The 15,502-nt window shown below is 60.6% G+C and carries 14 protein-coding genes and 4 tRNA genes; 7 read left to right on the top strand and 11 right to left on the bottom strand.

The window, feature by feature from the left end; all coding sequences use genetic code 11:
- Positions 1 to 7 precede the first annotated feature (7 nt).
- Complete coding sequence (locus AC0IW7_RS06440) at positions 8 to 421, top strand: hypothetical protein (protein WP_122497166.1); 414 nt, start codon at positions 8 to 10, stop codon at positions 419 to 421.
- Positions 422 to 624: 203 nt separating this feature from the next.
- Here the strand turns inward: AC0IW7_RS06440 and AC0IW7_RS06435 are convergent, their stop codons facing one another.
- The 7 genes from AC0IW7_RS06435 to AC0IW7_RS06405 form a co-directional block, all read right to left on the bottom strand.
- Positions 625 to 1,059 carry an acyl-CoA thioesterase gene (locus tag AC0IW7_RS06435; protein ID WP_122451206.1) on the bottom strand — a complete coding sequence of 145 codons (435 nt, stop codon included), beginning with the start codon at positions 1,057 to 1,059 and terminating at the stop codon, positions 625 to 627.
- Positions 1,060 to 1,356: 297 nt separating this feature from the next.
- Positions 1,357 to 1,432, bottom strand: a tRNA-Glu gene (locus tag AC0IW7_RS06430).
- A 68-nt stretch (positions 1,433 to 1,500) separates the two neighbouring features.
- Positions 1,501 to 1,576: transfer RNA gene (locus AC0IW7_RS06425), tRNA-Ala, on the bottom strand.
- Positions 1,577 to 1,628: 52 nt separating this feature from the next.
- Positions 1,629 to 1,704: transfer RNA gene (locus AC0IW7_RS06420), tRNA-Glu, on the bottom strand.
- 68 nt (positions 1,705 to 1,772) lie between these two features.
- Positions 1,773 to 1,848, bottom strand: a tRNA-Ala gene (locus tag AC0IW7_RS06415).
- Between the two features lie 146 nt (positions 1,849 to 1,994).
- Positions 1,995 to 3,476, bottom strand: a complete 1,482-nt coding sequence (gltX, locus tag AC0IW7_RS06410; protein ID WP_471816520.1) for a glutamate--tRNA ligase — start codon at positions 3,474 to 3,476, stop codon at positions 1,995 to 1,997.
- 69 nt (positions 3,477 to 3,545) lie between these two features.
- Positions 3,546 to 4,472 carry a LysR family transcriptional regulator gene (locus tag AC0IW7_RS06405; protein ID WP_471816518.1) on the bottom strand — a complete coding sequence of 309 codons (927 nt, stop codon included), beginning with the start codon at positions 4,470 to 4,472 and terminating at the stop codon, positions 3,546 to 3,548.
- Between the two features lie 120 nt (positions 4,473 to 4,592).
- On the opposite strand from AC0IW7_RS06405, the gene AC0IW7_RS06400 reads away from it, so the two are divergent.
- From AC0IW7_RS06400 to AC0IW7_RS06390, 3 genes are all read left to right on the top strand, one after another.
- Positions 4,593 to 5,639: an HlyD family secretion protein gene (locus AC0IW7_RS06400; RefSeq protein ID WP_471816517.1), complete on the top strand. Its 1,047-nt coding sequence runs from the start codon at positions 4,593 to 4,595 to the stop codon at positions 5,637 to 5,639.
- On the top strand, positions 5,629 to 7,179 hold the full coding sequence (locus AC0IW7_RS06395) for an MDR family MFS transporter (RefSeq protein WP_471816515.1): 1,551 nt from the start codon (positions 5,629 to 5,631) through the stop codon (positions 7,177 to 7,179). The genes AC0IW7_RS06400 and AC0IW7_RS06395 overlap by 11 nt, the downstream gene beginning before the upstream one ends.
- Positions 7,180 to 7,244: 65 nt before the next feature.
- Positions 7,245 to 8,147, top strand: coding sequence for an EamA family transporter (locus AC0IW7_RS06390; RefSeq protein WP_471816513.1), 903 nt, complete (start codon positions 7,245 to 7,247; stop codon positions 8,145 to 8,147).
- A 62-nt stretch (positions 8,148 to 8,209) separates the two neighbouring features.
- On the opposite strand, the gene AC0IW7_RS06385 is transcribed toward AC0IW7_RS06390, so the two are convergent.
- Positions 8,210 to 8,860, bottom strand: a complete 651-nt coding sequence (locus AC0IW7_RS06385) for a hypothetical protein (RefSeq protein WP_463382342.1) — start codon at positions 8,858 to 8,860, stop codon at positions 8,210 to 8,212.
- Positions 8,861 to 8,959: 99 nt separating this feature from the next.
- Between AC0IW7_RS06385 and AC0IW7_RS06380 the strand changes: the two genes are divergently transcribed.
- Positions 8,960 to 9,739 carry a TSUP family transporter gene (locus tag AC0IW7_RS06380; protein ID WP_471816511.1) on the top strand — a complete coding sequence of 260 codons (780 nt, stop codon included), beginning with the start codon at positions 8,960 to 8,962 and terminating at the stop codon, positions 9,737 to 9,739.
- Here AC0IW7_RS06380 and nudC read toward each other — a convergent pair.
- The 3 genes from nudC to AC0IW7_RS06365 are packed head-to-tail and all read right to left on the bottom strand — an operon-like array spanning position 9,707 to position 13,067.
- Positions 9,707 to 10,537 carry an NAD(+) diphosphatase gene (nudC, locus tag AC0IW7_RS06375; RefSeq protein WP_471816509.1) on the bottom strand — a complete coding sequence of 277 codons (831 nt, stop codon included), beginning with the start codon at positions 10,535 to 10,537 and terminating at the stop codon, positions 9,707 to 9,709. The two genes, AC0IW7_RS06380 and nudC, sit on opposite strands and share 33 nt — an antisense overlap.
- Positions 10,537 to 12,213, bottom strand: a complete 1,677-nt coding sequence (locus AC0IW7_RS06370) for a FimL-related protein (RefSeq protein WP_471816507.1) — start codon at positions 12,211 to 12,213, stop codon at positions 10,537 to 10,539. The genes nudC and AC0IW7_RS06370 overlap by 1 nt, the downstream gene beginning before the upstream one ends.
- Before the next feature lie 41 nt (positions 12,214 to 12,254).
- Positions 12,255 to 13,067 (bottom strand): crotonase/enoyl-CoA hydratase family protein, encoded by an 813-nt coding sequence (locus tag AC0IW7_RS06365; RefSeq protein ID WP_471816505.1) that lies wholly within the window; start codon positions 13,065 to 13,067, stop codon positions 12,255 to 12,257.
- A gap of 220 nt (positions 13,068 to 13,287) precedes the next feature.
- Here AC0IW7_RS06365 and nhaB point away from each other — a divergent pair, with 220 nt between their 5' ends.
- Both nhaB and AC0IW7_RS06355 read left to right on the top strand, forming a co-directional pair.
- A complete protein-coding gene (nhaB, locus tag AC0IW7_RS06360) occupies positions 13,288 to 14,784 on the top strand; it encodes a sodium/proton antiporter NhaB (protein ID WP_471816503.1) in 1,497 nt (498 codons plus the stop codon).
- A gap of 235 nt (positions 14,785 to 15,019) precedes the next feature.
- Complete coding sequence (locus AC0IW7_RS06355; protein ID WP_471816501.1) at positions 15,020 to 15,499, top strand: hypothetical protein; 480 nt, start codon at positions 15,020 to 15,022, stop codon at positions 15,497 to 15,499.
- Positions 15,500 to 15,502: the final 3 nt, after the last annotated feature.

Raw genomic sequence — 15,502 nt, 5'->3', positions numbered from 1 at the left:
GTCGTCCATGCCCATTTCCCGCCTGTTGCTCGCCCTCGCCTGCCTCGTTTGCCTGACGAGCGCCAACGCCGAATCGCTGGTACCGCCGCCGGACGTACCGCTTACCGCCGCACCCGACAGCGAAGCCATGGCGCGCCTGGTAGTGAGCCGCGACAACAACGCGCCGAACGCCTGCGCCGTGGACTTGTACGTGCAAAACCAATTGGTGGCGCAGCTCGCGCCAAAGCAGTCGATTGCTGTCGATGTGCCGCCGGGTGAGGTATCGATCAGCGTCTCGCGCGGCGGCTCGGGCTATTGCGTCAGCGACATGCCGGCCAATGCGCAGTCCGCCGTGTTTACGCCTGGGGAAACCAGAGAGTTCAAGATTGTGGTGGATGACACCGGGGCGTTTTTGTCGCCGGCTGATACTCAGGCGCCTTGATGCGGGGTTAGTCGTTTGCAGGTCTGGCCCATCGCGGCTAAAGCCGCTCCCACAGGAAGAGGAGCATTCGGCACCGGCATTTCCCTTCGAAACTCTGGATCCCCGCCTGCGCGGGGATGACGGTGCGGTTTGGAAGGTGTTCGTCATTCCCGCCGAAAAGCGGCCCCTGTAAGAGCGGCTTTAGCCGCGATGGGGTTCGCGCATCAACGCTGAAGAACCGCCGGACCGTACCCTTCGAGAAATTCCGGCGGCATGCGCTTGGGCTTGCCGGTGCTGAGTTCGATGCACACAAACGTGGTTTTCGCCCGCAGCAACGTGACGCCGTCGGCCGGGCGAATTAGCTGGAAATGCCGGCTCATGCGCAATTTCTGATCCGACTCGATAATCCAGGTCGCCACCTGCAACTCGTCGCCTTCGTAGGCGCTGGCCAGGTAATCCACCTCATGGCGCACCACCGCCATGGCGCGGTCCAGGCGGCGGTATTCGCTCAGGTCCAGGCCCAGACTCTGCGAATGCCGCCACGCGCAGCGCTCAAGCCAACTGACGTAGACCGCGTTATTGGCGTGGCCAAGCCCATCGATGTCGTCGGCGAGCACCTGCAGGTCAATTACAAACGGCGTCGGCAAATCCCAGTTCATACGTCTCTCCATGGCGGCGAGGCGGCAGTTTAGCAACGTGGGCGGATGCGGGGTACGAGATCAGATCCGTGAATAGACAGCGAAAAACTCTTAGCCCCAAGACAATCGAGAGCGAGCGAGCTAGAGCGGAGCAAGGCAAAAATGGTTTTTAAAGCGCAGTGGGCTGTAGCCCATGAGCATTTAAAAACCATTTTTAACGCAGCCCCGCCGACGCGCAGCCGATCGCTTAGTACCCCAGAAAAACAAAAGGGCCATTCCAATGGAATGACCCTTCAAAAGTCCGCAGAGCGGATAAATTGGCGTCCCCTAGGGGACTCGAACCCCTGTTACCGCCGTGAAAGGGCGGTGTCCTAGGCCACTAGACGAAGGGGACAAAACCTTCAAAAACAAGGCCAGCAATAAGCTGGCCCGTGGCAGTTCTAACAATGTTTACTGCGAAATTGGTGGAGATAAACGGGATCGAACCGTTGACCTCTTGCATGCCATGCAAGCGCTCTCCCAGCTGAGCTATACCCCCAGATTTATCGCCTCTCGGCTCACAGCACCTTGCGGTGTTGCACTTTAAATCGTGGCGTCCCCTAGGGGACTCGAACCCCTGTTACCGCCGTGAAAGGGCGGTGTCCTAGGCCACTAGACGAAGGGGACGCAAAACCCTTCTAACAACTCAACCCGTTCCAGGAACCGGTTGTGGCAAGCCTTTCGGCTTTAGAGATTGGTGGAGCTAAACGGGATCGAACCGTTGACCTCTTGCATGCCATGCAAGCGCTCTCCCAGCTGAGCTATAGCCCCATCTCGAGGACGGGGCGCATGTTAAGCGTGAGCCTTGGGGCTGTCAACACTATTTTTCCTACATACTTATTTTTTATGCTGGAAGAACAACTACTTACCCTGCCCTCCCAGCATTTTCAGCGCTTACCGCCGTGCAATAAAGCGCCTTAAGCGATGCTCGCCAGCAGCTTTTCCCACTCTTTTGTTTCCTTTTTCGACACGCCGCCCAGCAATTCAATGGCCTGGCGCAAGCGGAAACGCGTGAGGTCCGGGCCGAGAATTTCCATGGCATCCAGCACCGACACCGAGCTGGCCTGGCCGGTGATGGCGACAAACATCAGCGGCATGGCATCGCGCAGTTTCAGTTCCAGATGCTCGACCACGGCCTGAATACAGCCGGTGATCTTGTCTTTTTCCCACTGACGCAGCGATTCGAGCTTCCACAGAATCAACTGCATCACTTGGCGCACCTGCTCCGGCGATAGCTTTTTATGCTCGAACTGCGCGGCATCCAGCGGCAAGGCACCGGCGAAGAAGAAGTTGGCCAGCGGCGCGACCTGACTCAGGGTTTCTACCCGGCCCTGGACGTGCGGGGCGATTTGCATCAGGTATTCGGGGTTCAACGCCCACTTCTGCACCTGCGCGGCGAAATCTTCGACGCTCAGTTCGCGAATCCACTGGCCGTTGAGCCAGGACAGTTTTTCCAGATCGAAAATCGGCCCGCCCAACGACACGCGCTGGATGTCGAAGTGCTCGACCATCTCGTCCAGGGTGAATTTCTCGCGCTCGTCCGGCATCGACCAGCCCATGCGGCCCAAGTAGTTGAGCATTGCTTGCGGCAGATAGCCCATGCGCTCGTAGAACGTAATCGAGGTGGGGTTCTTGCGTTTGGACAGCTTGCTTTTGTCCGGATTGCGCAGCAGCGGCATGTAGCACAGCTGCGGTTGTTCCCAGCCGAAATACTCGTACAGCTTGATCAGCTTGGGCGCCGAGGGCAGCCATTCTTCGCCACGCAATACGTGGGTGATGCCCATCAGGTGATCGTCGACCACGTTGGCGAGGAAGTAGGTCGGCAGGCCATCGGTCTTCATCAGCACTTGCATGTCCATGCGGTCCCATGGAATTTCGACCTCACCGCGCAGCATGTCTGGCACCACGCACACGCCTTCGGTGGGCATTTTCATGCGGGTAACGTGCGGCTCGCCAGCGGCGACGCGCTGTGCCACTTCGGCGGCTGGCAGGTTCATGCACAGGCCGTCGTAGCGCGGAGTTTCTTTCTTTTCGGTTTGCTCGGCGCGCAGTTTGTCCAGGCGCTCGGCGGTGCAGAAGCAGTGGAAGGCGTGGCCTTTTTCCACCAGCTCGGCGTTGTATTTCTGGTAGATCGGGCCGCGCTCGCTCTGCCGATATGGGCCATGCGGGCCGCCAACGTCCGGCCCTTCGCTCCACTCGATGCCCAGCCAACGCAAGGCGTCGTAAATTTGCTGTTCCGACTCGCGGGTGGAGCGCAGCTGATCGGTGTCTTCAATACGCAGAATGAACTCACCACCGTGCTGACGGGCGAAGCACAGGTTGAACAGCGCGATATAAGCGGTGCCAACGTGGGGGTCGCCGGTGGGCGATGGTGCGATACGGGTGCGTACTTTGGTCATGGACAGTCTCGAATCAGCAGATCAATTAAGGGCGTCGGGCCGCCGCCGGAAGGCGGGAGCGGCCGGTATTCAAAGAGTGGGCGGCAATGTTACCAGCCGCACCACGGAAGGCTCCAGCAAACCACCTTCCTCCAGGCGCAGGCTGCGCATCAGGAAGTCGAGAAAGGCTTTGACTTTCATGGCCTGGAAACGCCGCGACGGGTACACGGCATACACCTCGCCCACCGGCAGCCGCACTTCAGGCAGCAATTCCACCAATTGCCCGCGCACGACCTGATCCTCACTGAGCATAAACGGCAGCGCCGCAATGCCAGCCCCGGATAACGCGGCCTCGCGGGCAAAGGTGAGGTTGTTGCACGACAACACGCGCTGACAGGGAATGTTCTCCCCCAGCAACGGCCAATAGCGAATGGAGTCCTGCGGCAACAAAATGGCCCGGTGCCGGGCCAGGTCTTCCACCACTCGGGGCGTGCCGTGCGCCTTTAAATAGACGGGGCTGGCGCACAGGCGTCGGCCGCTGGAAAACAATTTGCGCGCGATCAGGGTCGAGTCTTGCGGCTGGCCGATCAGGATGGCGATGTCGACGCCCTCTTCCAGCGGATCCACATGCCGCGAGGTAATTTCCACCTCGGCGGTAATTTGCGGGTACTGCAACATAAAGGCACCCAGCACGCGGCCGAGGAACAGTTGGCCGAACTCAATGGGCGCTGTGATGCGCAACAAACCCGCCGGCTCTTGCTGCAACTGCATGACCGCCTGCTCTGCCTCGGCGAAGTCCAGCATGATTTGCCGGCAACGCTCGTAATAGGCCTGGCCCACTTCGGTGAGGCGAAGTTTGCGCGTGGTGCGGTTGAGCAAGCGCACGCCGAGCCGCTCTTCCAGCAAGGCGATACGGCGGCTCACCGTCGATTTCTGCATCGCCAGCGCCTGCGCCGCCTGGGTGAAACTGTGGCATTCCACGACGCGGGTGAAGATCAGCGCATCATCCAGCCCCATTATTGTTCCCCATAAGCAACAAAGTTTCTGAATTGTATCGGCTACTTGGTTGCGTGGAACACTGTTAGATTCGCTTACACTTTTGCCCGCCCTTCGGGGAATCGCCCTACGAGCTCTCGCATGCCTGCCCAATTGCAACGCCGTCTATTTATCTTCCTGGCCATTCTGCTGATTATTGCCGGTGGTTTTTTCGCCCACTGGTTTCTGGTCGGGCGCTTTATCGAAACCACTGACAACGCCTATGTGCAGGGCGAAATCACCCGCGTATCCAGCCAATTAAGCGCGCGCATCGAAGAAGTGTTGGTGCATGACAACCAGCATGTGGAAAAAGGCGAGCTGTTGGTAAAACTCGACCCTGAAGATTTCCGCATCGCTGTCAGCCGCGCCGAAGCCGCGCTGGCGACCCGCGAAGCCGAGCTGGTGCAGGCGCAAAGCAAACTCACGCAACAAAGCAGCATGATCGCCGCCAGCGAAGCGGACGTAACGTCTTCCGAAGCTACACTGGGCCGCGTGCAAATGGATCTGTCCCGCGCGCAAACCCTGCGCAAACCGGGCTATGTATCCGAGGAACGCGTCACCACCCTGGCCGCTGACAGCCGCGTCGCCCGTTCAAACGTCAGCAAAGCCCAGGCCGACCTGCAAGCCCAGCGCCAGCAGGTGAACTCGCTGAACGCCGACATCAAACGGCTGCAAGCGCAAATCAGCAATGCCAAAACCGACCTTGAACAAGCCAAGCTCAACCTCAGCCGCGCCGAAATTCATGCGCCCATCAGCGGCATGATTGGTCAGCGTGCTGCGCGCAATGGTCAGTACATTCAGGCCGGCGCCTACCTGATGTCGTTGGTTCCGGATGAAGACATCTGGGTGCAGGCCAACTTTAAGGAAACCCAGATCGGCGACATGCAGCCCGGCCAGAAAGCCGAGCTGGAATTTGACGCCTACCCCGGCAAGTCCATCGAGGGCACGGTGCAAAGCCTGTTTGCCGCCTCGGGCGCGCAGTTCAGCCTGCTGCCGCCGGACAACGCCACCGGCAACTTCACCAAGGTGGTGCAGCGTATTCCGGTGAAACTCACCTTCCCTGCCGACAACCCGCTCAGGGGCAAAATTCGCCCAGGCATGTCGGTGACTGTGAAAGTGACCATCAAGGCGGACAACAGTGGCAGCTGACGCCCTGGTTCGCCCGGACGGCGAACCCTCGCGGCGTGACTGGATTGCGGTGATGAGCGCCATGCTCGGCGCGTTTATGGCCGTGCTGGATATTCAGATCACCAACTCCTCGCTCAAGGACATTCAGGGCGCGCTGTCGGCCACGCTGGAAGAAGGCTCGTGGATTTCCACGTCCTACCTTGTCGCTGAAATCATCATGATTCCCCTCACCGCCTGGCTGGTGCAGCTGCTGTCGGCGCGGCGTTTGTCGGTGTATGTGTCGATCGGCTTTCTGATTTCCTCGCTGTTGTGTTCCATGGCCTGGAACCTGGAAAGCATGATCGTCTTCCGCGCCATGCAAGGGTTTACCGGCGGCGCGCTGATTCCCTTGGCGTTCACGCTGGTGCTGATCAAGCTGCCGGAAAGCAAACGCGCCGTGGGCATGGCCATGTTTGCCATGACCGCCACGTTCGCCCCCTCCATCGGCCCGACGCTGGGCGGTTGGCTGACGGAGAACTGGGGCTGGGAATACATCTTCTATATCAACGTACCGCCCGGCCTGCTGATGATCGCCGGGCTGCTGTATGGCTTGGAGAAAAAGGCGCCCCATTGGGAGCTGCTGAAAAGCACCGACTACGCCGGCATCCTCACCCTCGGCATCGGCCTGGGTTGCTTGCAGGTGTTTCTCGAGGAAGGCCATCGCAAGGATTGGCTGGAGTCGGCGTTTATCGTCACCTTGGGCAGCATTGCCGTGATCAGCCTGATCTCCTTTGTGATCGTGCAGTTTTCCAAACCGAATCCGCTGATTAACCTGCGCATTCTCGGCAACCGCAACTTTGGTTTATCGAGCATTTCCAGTCTGGGCATGGGCGTCGGGCTGTATGGCTCGATCTATTTGCTGCCGCTGTATCTGGCGCAAATCCAGGGCTACAACTCCATGCAGATCGGCGAAGTGATCATGTGGATGGGTGTGCCGCAGCTGTTTCTGATTCCGTTCGTGCCGAAACTGATGAAGTTCATTTCGCCGAAATGGCTGTGCGCGGCCGGCTTTGGTTTGTTCGGGTTGGGCAGTTTTCTGTCTGGCGTGCTGAACCTGGATTTCGCCGGCCCGCAGTTCAACCATATTCAACTGCTGCGCGCGTTCGGCCAGCCGCTGATCATGGTGACCATCTCGCTGATCGCCACGGTGTACATCAGCGCGCAGGACGCCGGCTCCGCCTCCAGCCTGTTCAATATTCTGCGTAACCTGGGCGGCGCCATCGGCATTGCCCTGCTCGCCACGCTACTGGATGCGCGCACCAAGATTTACTTCGACTACCTGCGCGAATCCATTGTGCCGAGCAACCCGCAAGTGGCCGAGCGCATTAGCAGCCTCACGCAAACCCTGGGCAACGAGACCGCCGCGCTGGCCAAGCTCAGCGAGATCACGCACCAGCAGGCGATGATCATGGCCTACAATGACGCCTTCCATTTTGTCGGCCTGGCGTTGGCCATCAGCATGATCGCCGTGCTGCTGACCAAAGCGTTGCCGTCCGGCGCCACGGGTGGCGCTGCGCACTAAGCTCATCACTTCATCTATTAACGATGCGCCGGCGCCCTGCCGGCGCGCGTCATTTCAGGCTATCCATGTCTTCCATGCTTTCCCCTCGCGCTCGCTCCCTGGTGTTGCTGCTTTCGTTTGCAGCCGTGTACATCGGCTGGGGCACCACCTACCTGGCCAACCATTTTCTGCTGCTTGAATTGCCGCCGTTTGTGATCGTGACCCTGCGCTTCTTTCTTGCCGGCAGCCTGGCGTTGGCGTGGGTGTTTATCAGCGGCCAGGCGCGCATTCAACGCAGCGATTGGGGCGGCGCGTTTATCGGCGGGCTGATGCTGATCACCGTCGGCCAAGGCGCCCTGCTCTACGCCAACCAATACCTGCCCACCGGTTTGCTGGCGATGCTCTACACCAGCCTGCCGATCTGGAGCGTGGCGCTGGAATGGCTGCTCGGCGACCGGCCGCCGCTGTGGGTGTTGTGCGGTCTGGTATTGGCTTCGTGCGGCATCGTGTTGCTGATGAGCAACGGCTTGGGCAGCGCCGCCACCGCCCAGCAATGGTTCGCCGGCAGCCTTGTGGTGGCCGCCACGCTGATGTGGGCCATTGGCGCCTGGCTTCTACGCAGCCGCCCTTCGTTCCGCTCTACTTGGTTAGGCATGAGCCTGCAAATGCTCATCGGCGCGCTGATGCTCGCCTTGTTTGCCGCCTGGCGTGGCGAATGGAATCAACTCGACCTGACGCAGCTGTCCGCGCATGGCTGGTGGTGGTTGGCGTATTTGGTGCTGCCCGTGAGCCTGGGCGTGTATCCCGCCTACTTCTGGCTGCTGCGCGAAGTGCGCCCGAGCTTGGTGTCGACCTTTGCCTTCGTTAACCCGGTGATTGCGCTGCTGCTGGGTTATCTGCTGCTCGGTGAAAGCCTGGGAATGGCCGCGCTAGTGGCGTGCCTGGTGACGCTGGGTGGGGTGATGATGATTATTTTTGGGCGCAGATGAAGCGATTCACCGACCCCGTAGGAGCTAGCAAGCTAGCTCCTACAACATCGGTTCGAACGCTCTTATTTCCAGTCTTTCAGCGCCTGATCCGCCGCCTGGTTCAGCGGCTTGGCCATCAAGCCGGTGGGCGACAGGCTAACGGCATACACCGCGCCATCGGCCATGGGCAGGTAGGTCACGCGCAACGCTTGCGGCTTGAAAAGGAACAGGTCGTGTTGGCCCAGACGCAGCCAGCGCCACAGGTCGATACCGAACGGGCTTTGCGCCAACGGCGCGCTGGCGTGCTGCGCCAACTCTTGTTGTTCGATAGCCAGGAAACGGCCGGAGAGTTTTTCCAGGCGGTAGCCTGGTTGCAGACCAATCAGCGCAGCCAGCCCTTTCCATTCGATCATGCGCGCGTCCAGCTGCCAGAGGTCGCCTTCCAGGTTTACGCTGCGCTCATCGGCGCCTTCAAGCAGGGTGACGCGATAACGCTGCGGGCCATCGGCCTGGAAGCTGAGGGTGACCACAGGTTTGTCTTCGGGAATGGCGTCGTAGCTGACCAGATCGTAGGCGACGGTGCCGATAAGCCCGGCCAATGCCAGAAAGGCCAGACCGACCGTGCCGCGTAACCAGCCGAGAAACCAACTGCGGTTGAGCAGAATTCGTGCGGCGACCAATACGGCCAGTAGAGCCAGCAGGGCGATGCCCCACGCCAGACCGTCATACTGCATAAAGCCAATTCCTTCTGCGGCAAATAGGCGGCATTATGCGCAGCCTCCCCCGCCACGGCCAGCCGGCATTCGGCGCAACTGACACCAGTCGACCTTTTTATGCCCTTCGAACTGCTTGTAGACCCGACCACCCTCGCCATTCTCGCGGGCGTTGCCTTTCTGGCTGGTTTTATCGATGCCATCGCCGGCGGTGGCGGCCTGTTGACTATGCCCGCGCTGCTCACCGCAGGCGTGCCGCCACACCTGGCGCTGGGCACCAGCAAACTGTGCGCCACCTTCGGCTCGGCCACGGCGAGCCTGACCTTTTACCGACGCAAATTATTCGATCCCAGCGCCTGGCGCTTCGCGCTGATCGCCACTGCCATCGGCTCGACTCTGGGCGCCATCGTCGCCCATTGGCTGCCGGCCGAATGGCTGATGCAAATGCTGCCGGTGGTGGTATTCGCCTGCGGTTTGTACCTGCTGTTCAGCCGCACGCCTACCGCACCGGTGAACAGCGACGCGCCTATCGCCCGCCGCCGCCAATGGCCGCAAGGCTTTACGCTGGGTTTCTATGACGGCGTGGCCGGCCCCGGCACCGGAGCGTTCTGGACAGTGAGCACGCTGCTGCTCTACCCGCTCGATCTGCTGCGCGCCAGCGGCGTGGCGCGGACCATGAACTTCGTCAGCAATATCACCGCGCTGGTGGTGTTTATCATCGGCGGGCAAGTGGCGTGGGTGCTCGGTTTGAGCATGGGCGTGGCGCTGATGGCCGGTGCGTTTCTGGGCGCGCGCACGGCGATTTCGGGCGGTTCTAAATTTATCCGCCCGGTGTTCATCATGGTGGTGTTGGCGTTGACCGCGCGGCTAGTTTGGCAGCACTGGTTCGGGCAGGCCTGAGCGGCGCGCCAGGTACACATCGATCAGGTAACGGGCAATCGAGCGCGCTGCCGGCAGTGGCGGCAAGTTGTCGATCTTGAACCACTGCGCGTCTTCGATTTCCTCTTCCTGCATAACGATGTCGCCGCTGGCGTATTCGGCGTGGTAGCCGAACATCAGCGAATGCGGGAACGGCCAGCTCTGGCTGCCCAGGTACTGAATGTTCTGAATTTCGATACCCACTTCTTCGCGCACTTCACGCGCCACGCAGGCTTCCACCGACTCGCCCGGCTCAACGAAACCGGCCAGCGTGCTGTACATGCCCGGCACGTAGCGCGGCGAGCGGGCCAGCAGAATTTCATCACCGCGGGTAACCAGCACAATCATGCTCGGCGACAGGCGCGGGTAATGCGCCACTTGGCAATTGGGGCAGGTTGAGGAACGGTCGGTGACCGAGCGCTGCATGCGCGTGCCGCAGCTGCCGCAGAAGCGATAGTTGTCGGCCCAGGTGGCGATCTGCGCGGCGAAACCCAGCAGGCGGAAGGTGTCGGCATCGCTCTGCATCATGAACTGCCGCAAGCTCTGCAAGGTGCAGCCGGGCAGTTCCGGGGCGTGGGCGAAGTCCAGCAGGTAGACGGCATCGCCATCGAAATGGCCGAGACCGTGCTCTTCGAAGGCGGGCAGGTCCTGGCGCTTGAGCCAATCGCGGGGGAACAGCACACCGTTGCTGTCGGCGAGAAAACCCTGGCGAAAATGCGCCAGTGCCCAGCCGCCGTTTTGGCTGATATCGAGTACCGCCGGCTCCCAGCTTTTGCTCATTACGCGGCCACCTGCAGACCCAGGGCACGCACGCTTTCGGCGGCCAGGTCGAGCACGCTCGGCACGGTTTCAGGCCGCAGCACGGCGCCGCCTTCCAGGTAGTACTCAAGGCTGGTCAGGGCATCGGCCAGGGTTTCGAGCATTTGTTCAGATGGCATTTGCGCGCTCTCCAACATCTGCGTCTGAATGTAATCGGCGCAGGCGCCCACCAGCAGGGCCGCACGTTCCTGATTGAGGAACCACAGGCCGCCGCGCACCGCCTGCAAGCTGAACGGCACATTGGCCAGGTGCAGCTTGTCGCCATTGGATTCGAGGTACGAGGTAATCGCGCGCTTGGCCATGACCAAGCCCGCCTGTGATTCATCGACCACCACAATCCGCGCTTCGTTCAATTGGTGCTGAGCAAACGAGGTGGCTTCATCGCCTGGCTGCGCGTTTTGAGGACGCGCATCACGGCGCTCGCCGCTTTCCAGGCTGGCGACCATGCTTTCGACATACAGCACGGCGTCGGCAAGTTTGTGCAACGCTGGCACTTCAATCGGTTCCGCGTCGTTCCAGCCGGCCACGACCTGCAATTGATTCTGCAGGGTCGCACCCGCCGAGCTGAGGCCCACCATGCCGAGGGTTTTTGCCAACTTGCCGAGCAGGCCGTGCAAGGTGGTGAGGCGTTCGCTGTCGACGGTGCCGCGCTCGATCAGATCGAGCAGGTCTTTCACGCTGGCCAACTCTTCACGAATGGCCGAGGACAACGAGCGCATCACCGAACGGCCCGGACCGGCCAGCAATTGCGATTCTTCTTCGAGCAGCTGATCGGTAAAAGGCAGCGGCAGCAGGCCGAACACTTCACGCACCTGGGACGCTTGCGGCCCATGGCTGTCGGCCAGTGCGACCAGATACAGCAATTCTTTGAGCAGATTGCGTGGCGCTTCGTAGCTGGCATTGCCGAGCAGTTGCTTGAGCTCGCGGTCAATGCGGGCGAACAGTTGCTTGCGCGCTTTACGCGGCAGCAATTGGCCGTCCACTTGGGCCTCCAGCGCGGCGGCGCCAATCCAGCACAGGCGGCCACGCGGCTGACTGGCGAACAGGCTGTCGAGACGGCTCAAGGCGCGGCCCATCAGCTTCAAGCCGGCTTGCGGGCTTTCCTCACGGATAAAGCCGAGCAGGCCAACCTGGTACATATGGCGCAGGCGGCGCAGGTCATCGGCATGGGCGGATACATCGACCGGCGTACCGGTTTGCGGACGGGTTTGGTCCAGACGGGCGCTGAAGAAAAAGCTTTCCGGCAGCGGCGGCTGCGACCCGGCAGCGCGCAGGTCGTTGATCGCCGGCAACAGCAATTCCGGCAATTCCTGGCGGTGCATCTCGACGTTTTCGAGGTAGCGGCGCAGCACGTGCAAGGCATTGTTCAATGCCGAGAGCTGTACATCACGCTCTTCACCGGCGCCTTCGGGAATGTCGGTGGCCTGTTCCAGCACTTCCTGGGCCAGCAATTCGGCACCGGCCAGCTCGATCAGATTGAGCGTGCCGCGAATTTGCTGCAGGTATTCCACCGCTTGTTGCAGCAGGCTGCCGTTGTTGCGCTCGGCAATAAACTGCTCAAGGCTCAGTTCCGCCTCTTCCATGGTGGCGAACAGCTCGTCGCGCACCAAACTCAGGGATGTGGCTCCAGAAACCATGGCCTACTGCGCCTCCCGCGCCAGTGAGAAATACGCGCGCATCAGTCTGCGAATTCAGGCTTTTGCTTGCTCATGTGCGCGGCCATGGCCACGCGCAGATCGGCAGATTGCAACATGGTGGCGTTCCAGGTGGCGACGTATTCCAAGCCGTCGTCCACGCGGTGATCACGCATGTAGCCGATCATTTTTTTCGTGCCACGAATGGCAATTGGCGATTTGCTGGCGATTTCCCGGGCGATGCCGAACACACCGTCGAGCAACGCGGCTTCGTCTACAAACGTGCGATTGACCAGGCCGATGCTGCGCGCTTCTTCGCCGCCAATGGTGCGGCCGGTGTAGGCCAGTTCACGCATCATGCCGTCGCCAATGATGCGCGGCAGACGTTGCAGGGTGCCGACGTCGGCCGCCATGCCCATGTCGATTTCTTTGATCGAGAATTGCGCGTTCAGCGTCGAGTAACGCATGTCGCAGGCGCTGATTAGGTCGATGGCGCCGCCCAGGCAGTAGCCCTGAATGGCCGCCAGCACTGGCTTGCGGCAGGCGTCGACGGCGTTGAACGAGCTCTGCAGTTCGAGAATTTTGCGCCGCAGCACTTCGGCGTTGCGGCCAGGGTCTTTACCGAGCTGGCTGCCGACTTGCGCCAGCATCATCAGGTCGATACCGGAGGAAAAGTGTTTTCCCGCGCCGGAGATCACCACTACGCGAACGTCGTCGGTGGCGTCGATCCAATTGAAGATTTCCACGATTTCGGTCCAGAAGTCCGCGCTCATGGCGTTGACCTTTTCTGGGCGGTTGATCACCACATGGGCGATCTTGTCGGCCAGTTCTACACGGAACGCTTTGTAGGCGGACATCTTGGCCTTCCTCATTTCTGCTGCGCGTGCGCGCATAGAATGTTGTTGTGGATAAAACCGCGCAACTATAACAAGCACGTCATAAAAGTCGATGCCGAGGGTGTGACGCAGACCACGCTGCCGGTCTTCACACCACTGCTCGACTAAAGGCTTTAAGCGCTTGATCTGTCTGGTATCTTGCCAGCGCCTCAAACCCACATTCGAATAAGGTCCGCCCGCAATGCCAACCTCGCTCGCCCCCGCCTTCGCGCGCAACTTTCTGGGCCACTCGCCACGCTGGTACAAGCTCTGCATTCTCGCCTTTCTGATCCTCAACCCGCTGGCACTCTGGACGCTCGGACCGATGGTGGCAGGCTGGATGCTGGTGGCCGAGTTCATCTTTACCCTGGGCATGGCGCTCAAGTGCTACCCGCTGCAACCCGGCGGTTTGCTGGTGATCGAAGCGCTGCTGCTGCACATGGCCGGACCGCAGGCGCTGTACGACGAGCTGGTGCATAACTTCCCGGTCATTTTGCTGCTGATGTTCATGGTCGCCGGCATCTACTTTATGAAAGACCTGTTGCTGCTGGTGTTCTCCAAGCTGCTGCTGGGGGTCAAGTCCAAGGCGTTGCTGGGATTGACGTTCTGTTTGATGGCCGCCTTCCTCTCGGCATTTCTCGACGCCCTGACCGTGATCGCCGTGGTCATCACCGTTTGCCTGGGCTTCTATCAGGTGTTCCATAACTTCGCCTCGTGCCACAGCGCGCCGAAAGACGGCAGTGACGACAGCGATATCGACGAACAGAAACGCCACGACCTCAACCAATTCCGCGCGTTTTTGCGCAGCTTGCTCATGCACGGCGCGGTCGGCACAGCGCTCGGTGGCGTGTGCACGCTGGTGGGCGAACCGCAAAACCTGCTGATCGGCCACGAAGTGGGCTGGGATTTCATCACCTTCTTCTTGAAGGTGGCGCCCGTGTCGCTGCCCGTGCTGGCGGCGGGCCTGATTACCTGCGTGTTGCTGGAAAAGCTGCGCTGGTTCGGCTATGGCATCGAGCTGCCCGAGTCGGTGCGCAACGTATTGGCCGAACACGCCGCCCGCGAATCGCAACACCGCACACAGGCCGATAAAGCCAGCCTGATCGTGCAGGGCCTGGCGGCGTTAATTCTGATCGGCTGCCTGGCCTTCCACGTGGCGGAAGTGGGCCTGATCGGTTTGCTGGTTATTGTGCTGATCACCGCATTTAGCGGCATCACCGACGAGCACCGCATCGGCAACGCCTTCAAAGACGCGCTGCCCTTCACTGCGTTGCTCGTGGTGTTTTTTGCCGTGGTGGCGGTGATTCACGAACAGCAGCTGTTCACGCCGATTATCCAGGCCGTCTTAGCGCTGCCGTCCGAGCAGCAGCCGACCATGCTGTTTATTGCCAACGGCTTGCTGTCGGCGATTAGCGACAACGTGTTCGTGGCCACCATCTATATCACCGAGGTAAAACGCGAATTCGCCGCCGGCAACATGAGCCGCGAGCATTTCGAAAACCTCGCCGTGGCGATCAACACCGGCACCAACCTGCCAAGCGTGGCCACGCCCAATGGCCAGGCGGCGTTCTTGTTTCTGCTGACGTCGTCCTTGGCACCGCTGGTGCGTTTGTCCTACGGCCGCATGGCGTGGATGGCGTTGCCGTACACCATCGTGATGAGTCTGCTGGGCTGGTGGGCCGTGGCGCACTGGTTGTAAAGCCCAACAAGCCCGTTCGGAACCTCCCTTGAAAGCGGCTTTTAATCACCCTGAGGCATATACGCGCCGCAGCTGGCGCGTAAATGATTTAAAAACAGCCCTTTACAGCGTAATGGTCTGACTATGCTTCAACAGGAGCGGCTAACCCCGCTCCCGGTGGGGCCTTTTCGAAAAATCGTTTCAACACCGCTGCCAGGCGCCAAGGTCTCACCGGTCACCTTTCTTCGAGGTTGCCATGGGCATTGCCGCCAGTGATTTATGCCAACACGTCATCCGCCCTACCCTCCTCTACCTGGATCGGCACAGCCCGTGCGCCGAATCCTTTCTACTGTGCACCGCCGCTTGTCAGTCGGCTCTCGGCTCAGCGCTGGATGACCAGAGCGGTCACGGCTTGTACCGAATCGCCGATTTGCGTCACCAAACGCTCTGGGACCACCACCTCGCACTCGACCCAGAACTGGCCAGCCGCGTTCGCGGGTTAGCCAGCCAGCACGCCTTTCTGGCCGCCCCTCATCTGGAACTGACGGTGAACCTGCGCTACGCCACCGCCATCGCCTGGCTTATGGTCGAGGCGCAAAGCCCCGGCCTGCTTGATGGAGACGACATAATGGGCATGGCGCGGGTGTGGCGGCAGGTGTTTCAACCGGAGGGCCGGGAACGCGATTTCAGCCGCGCGTGGCACCACTACATCGTTAAAACGCGTCAAGCGGCTTAAAAA

The sequence above is a fragment of the Pseudomonas sp. AC229 genome, assembly GCF_979254655.1.
The sequence above is the reverse complement of the archived record's forward strand: the minus strand, read 5'-3'. Positions and strand labels throughout refer to the sequence as shown.